Genomic DNA, 13,061 nt, shown 5'->3' with positions numbered 1-13,061 from the left:
TTAGCACTCTGGCATATGCGACGGGAGCCGTTGGCCCATAGGCTGTGCCAATGCCGGCGGCATAGTCGGAGGCATAAAGGGGACGAAGCAGGCCGATGGTGGACCAACCACCGCCTCCCGCTTCGCAGCTAAAGGTGGAGTGCCTCCATGTCAGTGGCTCTTGAGAAGCAGGAAGCATCGACGGACCAACGTTCGCGACGCTCCGGCGGCCGCGAAGCGCGCCGCGCCATGCGGGCTGCGCCGCTGGCCGACGATATCAGGCCGGTGCGTGCCGGCCTTGAAGGCGGCAGCTACGGACCGCTGACCGAGAACGACCAGGAGCGCATCCACGAAGCGGTGCTGACCCTTCTGGAGACGGTCGGCTTCGCCAATGCCATTCCTTCCTGCATCGAGGCCCTGACCAAGGCCGGCGCTACGCTTGGCGACGATGGCCGTTTGCGCTTTCCGCGCGGCCTGGTCCTCGACACGATCAAGAAGGCGGCACGGCATTTCACCCTGCACGGCCAGGATCCCCGGCACGACATGCTGATCAAGGGCAAGCGCGTGCATTACGGCACCGCCGGCGCTGCCGTGCATCTTGTCGATGTCGAAAAGCGCGAATACCGCGAGTCGCTGCTGCAGGACATCTATGACGCCGCCCGCATCGTCGAGGGGCTGGACAACATCCATTTCTTCCAGCGGCCGATGGTGCCGCGCGACATTCCCGATCCGCTCGATATGGATTTCAACACGCTCTACGCCTGCGTGATGGGCACGTCCAAGCATGTCGGCACCTCGTTTACGGTGCGCGAAAACGTCCAGCCGGCGCTCGAAATGCTCTATGCGATCGCCGGCGGTGAAGAGAATTTCCGCGCCCGGCCGTTCGTGTCGAACTCGAACTGCTTCGTCGTGCCGCCGATGAAATTCGCCGAGGACGCCTGCGGCGTGCTCGAAGCCTGTGTGGAAGGCGGCATTCCGATTCTCCTGCTCTCGGCCGGCCAGGCTGGCGCGACAGCGCCGGCGGCGATTGCCGGTGCGGTTGTGCAAGCGGTGGCCGAAGTGCTCGTCGGCCTCATCTATGTCAACGCCATCAAGCCCGGACATCCGGCGATCTTCGGCACGTGGCCGTTCGTTTCCGATCTCAGGACCGGCGCCATGTCCGGCGGGTCGGCCGAGCAGGCGGTGCTGACCGCGGCCTGCGCGCAGATGGCGCAATTCTACGATCTCCCGGGTGGTTCGGCCGCCGGCATGACGGATTCGAAATTGCCCGACATCCAGTCCGGCTACGAAAAGGGCATCACCGATGTGATGGCCGGCCTTGCCGGGCTCAACCTCGTCTATGAATCGGCCGGCATGCACGCCTCGCTGCTCGGCTTCTGCCTGGAAAGCCTGATCATTGACAATGACATGCTGGGCCATTGCCTGCGCTGCGTGCGCGGCATCGAGGTGACCGACGAAGCGCTGTCGATCGACACCATCGCCGATGTCTGTCTCAAGGGACCCGGCCACTATCTCGGCAACGAGCAGACGCTGCGGCTGATGCAGACCGAATATTTCTACCCGGCCGTTGGTGACCGTTTTTCGCCGAAGGAATGGAACGAAAAGGGCAGGCCCGACATCTTGCAGCGGGCGATCATCGAGAAGAAGCGCATCCTCGCCGAGCGCTTTCCGCGCCATGTGCCAAAGGCGATCGACGACAGATTGCGCGCCCGCTTCGGCGAGATGATCAAGCTGCCGCGCGGCAATATGGGCGGGTGAACCAGCCCTGCCGGGTAGTCAGTCGGCGCTCAGCCGGTAGCGCTCGACGATTTCGGCGCTGATCAGCTTGGCATGCAGCGTCATCAGCACGATTTGCGCATCGAAACTGTCGCCGGCCTCGAGTGCCGCCTCGATCCGGCGTTCCGCGTCCAGCCTGCTTTCAGAGCCATTGGCCTGCTCGAATGTTTCCGGCCCGGCGATACAGTAGCTGAACAGTTGCGCCACGGATCGATAGGCGTCTGCTGGCGGCTCTTCGGGCCAGTGATCCTTCATCAGGTTGACGATGGTGAGCTTTACGCCCTCCGGCACCAAAGCGGGATGAAGATCGGCGCCACGCAATGCCGCGTCGAGCTCCCTGAGGTCGCCCGAGCGGCCGAACATTCCGAGAAATCCGAGCGAAGAGCGTCGTGTCGTCATCGATGGTCCTGTCCGTTTCCCAATCAATATGGGAACCGCGCGTTCGGAAAGAAACCGAATAGGACTCACCCCTGCTTGATCGTCCTGGCACATTCCTCAAGCAGCCGCAGCGCTCCAGCGAGACCTTCGGTGCGAAAGGTGAGCGGCTGTTCGACGCCGGTCACGCGCACCGTCATCGACCCGGCATCGGCGATCGCCTTCTGCTCTTCCGCCGTCAGCGCGTTGTCGATGTCGGCGATATAGTCGACGGTGGTCATGGCCGTCATTTCCAGCGGCTGGTCGGCGCCCTTGAGCTGCAGAGTCACCGTGACCGGCACGTCCTCTTCCTTGAAGGCGCCCGGCCACACGAAGACGCGCATGACGATGCGGTTCGAGTCGCGCGTGCGGCCAAACTGCAGGCCGTTGTAAGGCGTTGCAGCGAATTCAACCGGATCACGGTTGGTCGCGTTGCACCAGCGTTCCGCAACGGCGACCGTCCAGCCGCCCGCCGTCACGGGAAAGTCGGTTGCAGTTGCGACCGACGACACGAGCGAGGCTGCCAGGGCGATTGCCGCCCACAACAGCCTTGCCCGGCGGCTTGCGCGGCCGAACCCGTCGGTCAGTGGTTGTCCCTCGGCACGCCGCTGGTGTGCGCGACATCCTGGTATTTCACCGCTGGCTTCAGCACCATGCCGGCCGAGAACTGGTCGACCATGCCGCGCTGGATCTCCTGCCATGGCGTCTGGTGCTTGGGGTAGTGGTAGCCGCCATTGTTCTGCAGTTCGGCGCGGCGCCGGGTAATCTCGTCGTCGGTGACGAGGATGTCGGCGGTTCCTTTGCGTAAGTCTATGCGCACACGGTCGCCGGTCTTCAGCAGTGCCAAGCCGCCGCCGATGGCAGCTTCCGGCGAGGCGTTGAGGATCGACGGCGAGCCCGATGTGCCCGACTGGCGGCCATCGCCGATGCAAGCCAGCGCATGGATGCCCTTCTTGATGAGATAGGCCGGCGGCTGCATGTTGACGACCTCGGCGCCACCGGGATAGCCGATTGGGCCGGCGCCGCGCATGAACAGGATGGTGTGTTCGTCGATGCCTTGCGCCGGATCGTCGATGCGGGCGTGATAGTCCTCCGGCCCGTCGAAGACCATGGCGTTGCCCTCGAAGGCCTCGGGATCCGCAGGGTTGGACAGATAGCGCTCGCGGAATTCGGGCGAGATACCGCTGGTCTTCATGATCGCCGAATCGAACAGATTACCTCTAAGGTTGATGAAACCGGCATTGGTCTTCAGCGGCTTGGCGACGGAGCGGATGACGTCGGTATTTTCGTTGGCGACGCCCTCGCAATTCTCACCGATCGACTTGCCGTTGACGGTGCGCGCGCCGGGATGCGGCAACAGCCCGCCCTTGATCAGCTCAGCCACCACGGCCGGCACGCCGCCGGCATGGTGATAGTCCTCGCCGAGATACTCGCCGGTCGGCTGCAGGTTGACTAGCAGCGGCACGTTGAGGCCGATTGCCTGCCAGTCGTCATTGTCAAGCTTGACGCCGAGATGGCGGGCGATGGCATTGAGATGGATCGGCGCGTTGGTGGAGCCGCCAATGGCCGAATTGACGACGACGGCGTTCTCGAACGCCTCTCTGGTCATGATGTCGGACGGCTTCAGATCCTCATGCACCATCTCGACGATGCGTTTTCCGGTCTCGTAGGAAATCTGACCGCGCTCGCGGTAGGGCGCGGGGATGGCGGCCGAGCCCGGCAATTGCATGCCGAGCGCCTCGGCCAGCGAATTCATGGTGGTGGCGGTGCCCATGGTGTTGCAATAGCCAGTGGACGGCGCCGAGGACGCGACGATGTCCATGAACTCGTCATAGCCGATCTCGCCGGCCGACAGGCGCTGGCGCGATTCCCAGACGATGGTGCCGGAGCCGGTGCGCTTGCCCTTGTGCCAGCCGTTCAGCATCGGGCCGACCGACAGCGCAATCGCCGGAATGTTGACGGTGGCCGCGGCCATCAAAAGCGCGGGCGTGGTCTTGTCGCAACCGATGGTGAGCACGACGCCATCGAGTGGATAGCCATAGAGAATCTCGACCAGGCCGAGATAGGCAAGGTTGCGATCGAGGGCCGCGGTCGGCCGCTTGCCGGTTTCCTGGATCGGATGGCAAGGAAACTCGAAAGGAATGCCGCCCATCGAGACGATGCCCTCGCGCACGCGCTTGGCCAGTTCGATGTGGTGGCGGTTGCAGGGCGACAGGTCCGAGCCGGTCTGGGCAATGCCGATCAGCGGCTTGCCCGACATCAGTTCGGCGCGCGTCAGCCCGTAATTCAGGTAGCGCTCCAGATAAAGCGCCGTCATCCCCGGATTGTCTGGGTTGTCAAACCACTCCTGCGAGCGAAATTTCTTCTTTCTGGTGGGGGCGCCGGCCATCATGGTCTCCATATTTGTAGGACAAATCGATATGACAACGCGCGGATGCAGGCAAGGGGCACCCGCGGTCCGAACCCGCACTTTGGTGCGATAGACATATCAGCGCCCCTGCGCTAGGGCTTCGGACCTGTCTTTTCGGGGAGATTTTGATGGCTTTGGTGATCGAAGGCGAGGAACGGATCGCCGCACCCCTGCAAAAAGTATGGGAAGCACTGAACGACCCCGAGGTGCTGAAGGCGACGATTCCCGGCTGCAAGAGCCTCGACATGAAATCACCGACCGAGATGACGGCGACCGTTGTGCTGAAGATCGGGCCAATCAAGGCGACGTTCAACGGCGAGGTGACGCTGAAAAACCTCAACCCGCCGAACTCCTACACGATCCAGGGCGAAGGCAAGGGCGGCATCGCCGGCTTCGCCAAGGGCGGCGCCGACGTCACGCTGACATCAGACGGGCCGGATGCGACGATCCTCAAATACGCGGCCAAGGCCGATGTCGGCGGCAAGATCGCCCAGCTCGGCAGCCGGCTGATCGAGTCGACCTCGAAGAAACTGGCCGGCCAGTTCTTTTCGAGCTTTGGCGAGAAGGTCGGCGGCTAAACCCCTCCCCCTTGAGGGGATCACTCAAAGACGATGCTCGGCACGGCAGCTGCCGCCGCGCCGCGTTCCTCGTTGATCCGCTCCCAGACCTTTCCGGCAATATCGCGGTAGATTTTCGCCTCGGGACCATCGGGTTTCGAGACGACCACCGGCGTGCCGGCGTCCGAGCTTTCGCGAATGCCCATTTCGAGCGGCACTTCGCCGAGGAAGGCGACGCCGAGACGCTCGGCCTCCCGGCGGGCTCCGCCATGGCCGAAGATGTCATAGCGTTTGCCGGTATCGGGGGCGATGAAATAGCTCATGTTCTCGACGATCCCCAACAGCGGAACGTCGACTTTTTTGAACATGTTCAGACCCTTACGGGCATCGATCAGGGCCAGATCCTGCGGCGTCGAGACGATGACGGCGCCGGCCAGCGGGACCTGCTGGGCCATGGTCAGCTGGGCATCGCCGGTGCCGGGCGGCATGTCGACGACCAGCACGTCGAGCCGGCCCCATTCGACCTCGCGCAGCATCTGCGTCAGCGCCGACATCACCATCGGGCCGCGCCAGATCATCGGCGTCTCCTCATCGACGAGGAAGCCCATCGACATGACCTTGAGCCCGTAATTCTCCATCGGTTTCAGGATCTTGCCGTCGACGGTCTGCGGCCGACCATGGATGTTCAACAGTCGCGGCATTGACGGGCCGTAGATGTCGGCGTCGAGCACGCCGACCCGCAGGCCGTTGGCGGCGAGGCCAAGCGCGATGTTGACGGCGGTGGTCGACTTGCCGACGCCACCCTTGCCGGAAGCCACCGCGATGATCGCCTCGATACCGGGCACGCCGCGCTTGCCTTGGCTGTGCGAAGCAGGAGCGTGGGGAGCAGGCCGCGGGGCGGCCGGTGCTGCCGGCGGCGCAGGCCTGGGGGCGGGGCGCGCCGGGACCGAGGCCTCCATGCCGCCGCCCTTCTTTTCCGCCGTCAGCGCGACCACGGCCCCGGCAACACCGGGGATCGCTTTCACCACCCGCTCAGCGGCGGCGCGCAGCGGCTCCATCTCCTGGGCGCGCGCAGCGGGCACGGTGATCGAGAAGAAGACCTTGGAATCGGCAATGAAAATCTCGGAAACCATGCCGAGGTCGACGATATTGCCGGTGAAATCCGGGCCATTGACCGTCTTCAGGCGCTCGGTGACGATTTCCTTGGTGACTGACATGGCAGTTTTTCCTTACGCAGCTTGCGCCTGAGATAATGCAGTTCCCCGACAGAACCAAGCCGTGGAGCAATGGCTGCCCTGGCGCGCCCGTAAAAACGACGGGTCTTGTCGGACTTCATCCCCGCCAAACGTCTTCCAGATGATCGAACGCCGGTGCGGCCAGCAATTGGGCCAGCCGACAGTCGTCAAACGATCGGAGCGACCTATTTCAATGACCAGCAAGACCGACAGTCTCGGAAGGAGACGACCATGCTCGCAAACAGCAACGCGACGGCCAATCTGGCGGTGAAAGACCTGGCAAGGGCCAAGGCCTTCTATGAGGGGACCCTTGGCCTGAAACAGGTGCATGATGAGGGCGGCGAACTGATCGTGTACAAAAGCGGCGACACCGCCATCAACGTGTATCATTCCCGATTTGCCGGAACCAACAAGGCGACGGCGGTGACCTGGATGGTTGGCGATGAGATCGGCAATGTCGTCAAGGCACTAAAGGCGAAGGGCGTTACCTTCGAGCACTACGACATGCCCGGCCTGACGCTGGAGGGCGATATCCATGTCGGCTACGGGATGAAGGTCGCCTGGTTCAAGGATCCAGACGGCAACATCCTGAACCTTGTAGACAGGTAGGTTTCGGCCGCGATCTCGTGTGCACAAGGCGATTTTGGGTAAGGGGCGCCAGCACCGGCTGGCGTAGCCGCCTCGCGCCGGTTAGCTTTCGCCCATGATCGACAAGCTGGAATTCTTCATCGCGCTGGCCAGGGAAGAGCATTTTGGGCGAGCGGCAGAGCTGTGCGGCGTCACCCAGCCGACGCTTTCGGCCGGGATCAAGCAGTTGGAGGGCCAGCTCGGGGTGATGCTGGTGCTGCGCGGCTCGCGCTTCCAGGGGCTGACGCCCGAGGGAAAGCAGGTGCTGGTCTGGGCGCGCCGCATCGTCGGCGACACACGCACTATGAGAGAAGAGATGCGGGCGGCGCGCCACGGCCTTTCCGGCCGCATCCGCATCGCCGCCATTCCAACCGCACTGGCCATGGTGGCGCGGCTGACGACACCGTTTCGGGCAAAGCATCCCGGCGTCACCTTCTCGGTGCTGTCGCGGACCTCGATCGAGGTGCTGTCGCTGCTCGGCAATTTCGACATCGACGCCGGCATCACCTATCTCGACAATGAACCGCTCGGGCGGGTGACCAGCGTGCCGCTCTATGATGAGCGCTACCAGCTGATCACCGCGGTTGGGAACCCCTATTCCGACCGCGACAAAGTGACATGGGCCGAGCTCAGCCAGCTGCCGCTCTGCCTGCTGACGCCGGACATGCAGAACCGCCGCATCATCGACCAGCATCTGGCCGAGGCCGGCGTGCAGGTGCGGCCGACGCTGGAATCCAATTCGATGATCGTGCTGTTTTCGCATATCCGCACCGGAAAATGGTCATCGATCATGCCGCTCAACCTTGCGGAAACATTCGGCTTTTCCGAGCCGATCCGGGCCATTCCGATCGTCGAGCCCGACGCCAGCCACACAGTCGGGCTGGTGGCGACGCCGCGCGAGCCGCACACGCCGCTGGTCTCGGCGCTGCTGGACGAGGCGATGGCGCTGGCGGACGATTTCCACACCCGACGTTGAGCTAAACAATGCTGGCTGGATACCATCGATAGAAGATCTCTATCGAACAACGGAACAGCTTTATTGATTCCGCGGGTTTCCTCTGATTTTGTAAAGACTTAGCGATAAAAAGCTACCACCAGGGAGGGCGCTGCATGACGATGCAGCCTGCAAGTACCGAGATCGCGTCGCGCACGGCGGCGATCATCCAGGAGTTAAAGGACCTCGAAGGTCCACTGTTGCCGATCCTCCACGGCATCCAGGAAGAGTTCGGCCATGTGCCGCACGACGCGCTGCCGATCATCGCCGATGGGCTGAACCTGTCGCGGGCCGAAGTGCACGGCGTCGTCACCTTCTATCATGATTTCCGCGCCAAGCCGGCCGGACGGCATGTGCTCAAGCTCTGCCAGGCAGAAGCCTGCCAGTCGATGGGTTCGGATGCCGTCGCCGCCAAGATCAAGCAATTGCTGGGCATCGGTTTCCACGAAACCACGCGCGACGGATCGGTGACGCTGGAGCCGGTCTATTGCCTCGGGCTTTGTGCCTGTTCGCCGTCGGCGATGCTGGACGGTGAGGTTATCGGCCGGCTCGATGACGAGAAGATCGAAGAGATCGTCGCCGAGGTACGCTCATGATCCCGCGCATCTATATCCCCGCAGACTCCGGTGCTCTGGCACTCGGCGCCGAGAAAGTCGCCAAGGCGATTCAGGTGGAACTGGCCGAACGCGGCATCGAGGCCAAGATCGTACGCAATGGTTCGCGCGGCGCTTATTTCCTCGAGCCGATGGTCGAGGTGGCTACCGCCGAGGGCCGCGTCGCCTATGGGCCTGTGAAGCCTTCCGACGTCAAAAGCCTGTTCGACTGCGGCTTCCTCAAGGGTGGCCATCACAAGCGCTGGCTGGGCGCGCCAGACAAGATCCCGTTCCTGGCCAAGCAGACGCGCCTGACTTTTGCGCGCTGCGGCATCAACGACCCGGTGTCGCTGGACGCCTACAAATCGCTCGGCGGGCTGAAGGGCCTGCAGAATGCAGTGGCCATGGCGCCCGCCGACATCGTCAAGCAGGTGACGGACTCGGGTCTGCGCGGCCGCGGCGGCGCCGGCTTCCCGACCGGCATCAAGTGGAAGACGGTGCTCGACACCGCTGGTGACCGCAAATACATCGTCTGTAACGCCGACGAGGGCGACAGCGCCACCTTCGCCGACCGCATGATCATGGAAGGCGACCCCTTCGTGCTCATCGAAGGCATGGCGATCGCCGGTATCGCCACCGGCGCGACCAAGGGTTTTGTCTATATCCGCTCGGAATATCCGCATGCGGTGGCGACGATGAACAAGGCTGTCGAGGTCGCCCGCAAGGCCGGCGTGCTCGGCGTCAATGTGCTCGGCTCGCCCAATGCCTTCGATATGGAAATCCGCGTCGGCGCCGGTGCTTATGTCTGCGGCGAGGAAACCTCGCTGTTGAACAGCCTGGAGGGCAAGCGCGGTGTCGTTCGCGCCAAGCCGCCGCTGCCGGCGATCCAAGGCCTGTTCGGCAAGCCGACGGTGATCAACAACGTCATCAGCCTAGCCTCCGTGCCGATCATCATGGACAGGGGTGCCGCCTTCTACAAGGATTACGGCATGGGCCGCTCGCGCGGCACAATCCCGATCCAGATTGCTGGCAACGTCAAGCAAGGTGGCCTGTTCGAGGCGGCCTTCGGCATGACGCTAGGCGAGATCGTCGATGATATCGGCGGCGGCACCGCGACCGGCCGGCCGGTGAAGGCGGTCCAGGTCGGCGGACCGCTCGGCGCCTACTTCCCGCGCAGCCTGTTCGATACGCCGTTCGACTATGAAGCCTTCGCCGCCAAGGATGGTCTGATCGGCCATGCCGGCATCACCGTCTTCGACGACACCGCCGACATGCTGAAGCAGGCGCGCTTCGCCATGGAGTTCTGCGCCATCGAAAGTTGCGGCAAGTGCACGCCCTGCCGCATCGGCTCGACGCGCGGTGTCGAGACCATTGACAGGCTCGCGGCCGGCATCGAGCCGGAGAAGAACCTCGCGCTGGTCACCGACCTCTGCAACACGATGAAGTTCGGGTCGCTGTGCGCGCTGGGCGGCTTCACGCCTTACCCGGTGATGAGCTCGATCACCCACTTCCCCGAAGATTTCAAGCCCGCGCCGGCGCGCGTGGCTGCTGAATAGGAGCTGGCAGATGAACATCAAGGCCGACTTCCCGCCGCTCGTCGAAGAGATCGACTACGGAACCCCGCAATCGAATGCGGAGAAGCGGATCACGCTGACCGTCGACGGCCGCAGCATCAGCGTGCCGGAGGGCACGTCGATCATGCGCGCCGCGATGGAAGGCGGGGTCGAGATCCCCAAGCTCTGCGCCACCGACATGCTGGATTCGTTCGGTTCGTGTCGTGTCTGCCTGGTCGAGATCGAGGGACGCGGCGGCACGCCGGCGTCCTGCACGACGCCGGTTGGCGAAGGCATGGTGGTGCGCACGCAGTCCGATCGGCTCGACGCTATTCGCCGCGGTGTCATGGAACTCTACATATCCGACCATCCGACCGGCTGGAACGAGAAAGCCGGCACCGGCGCCAGCGAGTTCGACGCGGTGGCAAAGTCGGTCGGCCTGACCGAGAACCGCTTCGGCGTCGAGGGCCGCAACCACGTCAAGGAAAACGGCGTCGCGCCCGGCCATGGTTCGCTGGCGGTCGACTACATCGCCCGCGATGAGTCCAACCCCTATTTCACCTATGATCCGGCGCAATGCATCGTTTGCTCGCGCTGCGTACGGGCCTGCGAGGAGGTGCAGGGCACCTTCGCGCTGACCATCGAGGGTCGCGGTTTCGAATCGCGCATGGTCGCCGGCATGCACGAGGACTTCATCGCCTCCGAATGCGTGTCCTGCGGCGCCTGCGTGCAGGCCTGTCCGACCGATGCGCTGCGCGAGAAAACGGTGCTCGAGAAGGGCATGCCGGAGCGCTCGGCCGTCACCACCTGCGCCTATTGCGGCGTCGGCTGCTCGTTCAAGGCCGAGGTGAAGGACGACGAAGTCATCCGCATGATGCCGTACAAGGACGGCAAGGCGAACCACGGCCATTCCTGCGTGAAGGGCCGTTTCGCCTATGGCTACGCCACCCACAAGGACCGCATCCTGTCGCCGATGATCCGGGAAAAGATCAGCGATCCCTGGCGCGAAGTGAGCTGGGAAGAGGCGATCGTTCACACAGCCAAGGAATTCCGTCGTATCCAGTATCAGTACGGACGCACCGCAATCGGCGGCATCACGTCCTCGCGCTGCACGAACGAGGAGACCTATCTCGTCCAGAAGCTGGTGCGGCAAGGCTTCCGCAACAACAACGTCGATACCTGCGCGCGCGTCTGCCATTCGCCGACCGGCTACGGTCTCGGCCAGACCTATGGCACCTCGGCCGGCACGCAGGATTTCGACTCCGTCGATTACACCGACGTCGCCGTCATCATCGGCGCCAATCCCGCTTCCGCCCATCCGGTGTTCGCCTCGCGACTGAAGAAGCGGCTGCGCCAGGGCGCCAAGCTGATCGTGCTCGATCCGCGTCGCACCGAAATGGTCAAGTCAGCCCATATCGAGGCGGATTATCACCTGCCGCTGAAGCCCGGCACCAATGTGGCAGTGCTGACGTCGCTGGCGCATGTCATCGTCACCGAAGGTCTTTTCAACGAAGCCTTCATCCGCGAGCGCTGCGACTGGGTGGAGTTCCAGGATTGGGCTTCGTTTGTCGCCTTGCCGGAAAACAGCCCCGAAATCGTCGGCAAGCTGTCCGGCGTCGATCCCGAGTTGATCAGGGGTGCTGCGCGGATGTACGCCACCGGCGGCAACGGCGCGATCTATTATGGCCTGGGCGTGACGGAACACAGCCAGGGGTCGACCACGGTGATGGCGATCGCCAACCTCGCCATGGCCACCGGCAATATCGGCCGTCCCGGCGTTGGCGTGAACCCGCTGCGCGGCCAGAACAACGTGCAAGGCTCGTGCGACATGGGCTCCTTCCCGCACGAATTGCCCGGCTATCGTCACATCTCCGGCGAAGCCGTGCGCGACATCTATGAGAGCCTGTGGGGCGTGAAGCTGGACGACGAGCCCGGCCTGCGCATTCCCAACATGTTGGACGCCGCCGTCGACGGCACGTTCAAGGGCATCTACATCCAGGGCGAGGACATTCTTCAGTCAGATCCTGATACCAAGCATGTTGCCGCCGGCCTCGCAGCGATGGAATGCGTCGTCGTGCACGACCTCTTCCTCAACGAGACGGCGAACTACGCACATGTGTTCCTGCCGGGCTCGACCTTCCTGGAGAAGGACGGCACTTTCACCAACGCCGAGCGCCGCATCAACATGGTGCGCAAGGTTCTGGAGCCCAAGGCGCGCTACGCCGACTGGGAGGCGACGCAGGAGCTTGCGCGCGCGGTAGGGCTGGACTGGAATTATCAGCATCCCTCGGAGATCATGGACGAGGTCGCCAAGACGACGCCGAGCTTCGCCGGCGTCTCCTTCGAGCTGCTCGACCGTGTCGGATCTGTGCAATGGCCCTGCAATGAGAAGGCGCCGCTCGGCACTCCGATCATGCATGTCGATGGTTTCGTGCGCGGCAAGGGTAAGTTCATCCGCACAGAATATGTTGCTACGGACGAGCGGACCGGGCCGCGCTTCCCGCTGCTGCTGACCACCGGCCGGATCCTGTCGCAATACAATGTCGGCGCGCAGACCAGGCGCACCGACAACGTCATGTGGCACTCGGAGGACCGGCTGGAAATCCATCCGCACGATGCCGAGAACCGCGGCCTGCGCGATGGCGATTGGGTCCGGCTGACCAGCCGCTCGGGCGAGACGACGCTGCGTGCGCTGATCACCGACCGGGTGTCACCCGGCGTGGTCTACACGACGTTCCACCATCCGGACACGCAGGCCAACGTCATCACCACCGACTTCTCCGACTGGGCGACCAACTGCCCGGAATACAAGGTGACGGCGGTGCAGGTCGGCGCGTCCAACGGCCCGTCGGAATGGCAGCGCGACTATGACGAGCAGGCCAAGCAGAGCCGCCGCATCGCAAAGCTGGAAGCGGCGGAATAG

At 63.6% G+C, this 13,061-nt stretch carries 11 protein-coding genes; 7 read left to right on the top strand and 4 right to left on the bottom strand.

The window, feature by feature from the left end:
• Nucleotides 1-147 precede the first annotated feature (147 nt).
• Nucleotides 148-1,737: a trimethylamine methyltransferase family protein gene (locus AC1D0N_RS03430; RefSeq protein WP_477241392.1), complete on the top strand. Its 1,590-nt coding sequence runs from the start codon at nucleotides 148-150 to the stop codon at nucleotides 1,735-1,737.
• Between the two features lie 18 nt (nucleotides 1,738-1,755).
• Here the strand turns inward: AC1D0N_RS03430 and AC1D0N_RS03425 are convergent, their stop codons facing one another.
• From AC1D0N_RS03425 to AC1D0N_RS03415, 3 genes are all read right to left on the bottom strand, one after another.
• Entirely contained in the window at nucleotides 1,756-2,154 is a 399-nt protein-coding gene (locus AC1D0N_RS03425; protein WP_477241390.1) for a hypothetical protein, read from the bottom strand.
• 65 nt (nucleotides 2,155-2,219) lie between these two features.
• Nucleotides 2,220-2,681, bottom strand: a complete 462-nt coding sequence (locus AC1D0N_RS03420) for a hypothetical protein (protein ID WP_477241388.1) — start codon at nucleotides 2,679-2,681, stop codon at nucleotides 2,220-2,222.
• Nucleotides 2,682-2,752: 71 nt separating this feature from the next.
• Nucleotides 2,753-4,558, bottom strand: coding sequence for an IlvD/Edd family dehydratase (locus AC1D0N_RS03415; protein WP_477241386.1), 1,806 nt, complete (start codon nucleotides 4,556-4,558; stop codon nucleotides 2,753-2,755).
• Between the two features lie 149 nt (nucleotides 4,559-4,707).
• Here AC1D0N_RS03415 and AC1D0N_RS03410 point away from each other — a divergent pair, with 149 nt between their 5' ends.
• The gene (locus AC1D0N_RS03410; protein WP_477241384.1) at nucleotides 4,708-5,157 is read left to right on the top strand and encodes an SRPBCC family protein; all 450 of its coding nucleotides are present in this window, start codon (nucleotides 4,708-4,710) and stop codon (nucleotides 5,155-5,157) included.
• Nucleotides 5,158-5,177: 20 nt separating this feature from the next.
• Here AC1D0N_RS03410 and AC1D0N_RS03405 read toward each other — a convergent pair whose 3' ends face one another.
• Entirely contained in the window at nucleotides 5,178-6,353 is a 1,176-nt protein-coding gene (locus tag AC1D0N_RS03405; RefSeq protein WP_477241382.1) for an Mrp/NBP35 family ATP-binding protein, read from the bottom strand.
• Nucleotides 6,354-6,602: 249 nt separating this feature from the next.
• Between AC1D0N_RS03405 and AC1D0N_RS03400 the strand changes: the two genes are divergently transcribed.
• The 5 genes from AC1D0N_RS03400 to fdhF all read left to right on the top strand — a co-directional run bounded on the left by AC1D0N_RS03400 (nucleotide 6,603) and on the right by fdhF (nucleotide 13,061).
• On the top strand, nucleotides 6,603-6,980 hold the full coding sequence (locus AC1D0N_RS03400) for a VOC family protein (protein ID WP_477241380.1): 378 nt from the start codon (nucleotides 6,603-6,605) through the stop codon (nucleotides 6,978-6,980).
• 94 nt (nucleotides 6,981-7,074) lie between these two features.
• Entirely contained in the window at nucleotides 7,075-7,974 is a 900-nt protein-coding gene (locus AC1D0N_RS03395; RefSeq protein WP_477241378.1) for a LysR family transcriptional regulator, read from the top strand.
• A 134-nt stretch (nucleotides 7,975-8,108) separates the two neighbouring features.
• A complete protein-coding gene (locus AC1D0N_RS03390; RefSeq protein WP_477241376.1) occupies nucleotides 8,109-8,588 on the top strand; it encodes a formate dehydrogenase subunit gamma in 480 nt (159 codons plus the stop codon).
• Entirely contained in the window at nucleotides 8,585-10,141 is a 1,557-nt protein-coding gene (locus AC1D0N_RS03385; protein WP_477241373.1) for a formate dehydrogenase beta subunit, read from the top strand. Before AC1D0N_RS03390 ends, AC1D0N_RS03385 begins: the two co-directional genes overlap by 4 nt.
• Nucleotides 10,142-10,151: 10 nt before the next feature.
• Entirely contained in the window at nucleotides 10,152-13,061 is a 2,910-nt protein-coding gene (gene fdhF / locus AC1D0N_RS03380) for a formate dehydrogenase subunit alpha (protein WP_477241371.1), read from the top strand.

Source organism: Mesorhizobium sp. P2_E10, assembly GCF_056404235.1.
Note: the sequence above shows the minus strand (reverse complement) of the source record. Positions and strands in the feature narration are given on the sequence as shown.

Excerpts from the sequence above, each read along its gene's own strand:
- AC1D0N_RS03400 (WP_477241380.1), top strand. The coding sequence starts at position 6,603 with ATGCTCGCAAACAGCAACGCGACGGCCAATCTGGCGGTGAAAGACCTG.
- AC1D0N_RS03395 (WP_477241378.1), top strand. The coding sequence starts at position 7,075 with ATGATCGACAAGCTGGAATTCTTCATCGCGCTGGCCAGGGAAGAGCAT.
- AC1D0N_RS03410 (WP_477241384.1), top strand. The coding sequence starts at position 4,708 with ATGGCTTTGGTGATCGAAGGCGAGGAACGGATCGCCGCACCCCTGCAA.
- AC1D0N_RS03430 (WP_477241392.1), top strand. The coding sequence starts at position 148 with ATGTCAGTGGCTCTTGAGAAGCAGGAAGCATCGACGGACCAACGTTCG.
- fdhF (WP_477241371.1), top strand. The coding sequence starts at position 10,152 with ATGAACATCAAGGCCGACTTCCCGCCGCTCGTCGAAGAGATCGACTAC.
- AC1D0N_RS03425 (WP_477241390.1), bottom strand. The coding sequence starts at position 2,154 with ATGACGACACGACGCTCTTCGCTCGGATTTCTCGGAATGTTCGGCCGC.
- AC1D0N_RS03415 (WP_477241386.1), bottom strand. The coding sequence starts at position 4,558 with ATGGCCGGCGCCCCCACCAGAAAGAAGAAATTTCGCTCGCAGGAGTGG.
- AC1D0N_RS03385 (WP_477241373.1), top strand. The coding sequence starts at position 8,585 with ATGATCCCGCGCATCTATATCCCCGCAGACTCCGGTGCTCTGGCACTC.
- AC1D0N_RS03390 (WP_477241376.1), top strand. The coding sequence starts at position 8,109 with ATGACGATGCAGCCTGCAAGTACCGAGATCGCGTCGCGCACGGCGGCG.
- AC1D0N_RS03405 (WP_477241382.1), bottom strand. The coding sequence starts at position 6,353 with ATGTCAGTCACCAAGGAAATCGTCACCGAGCGCCTGAAGACGGTCAAT.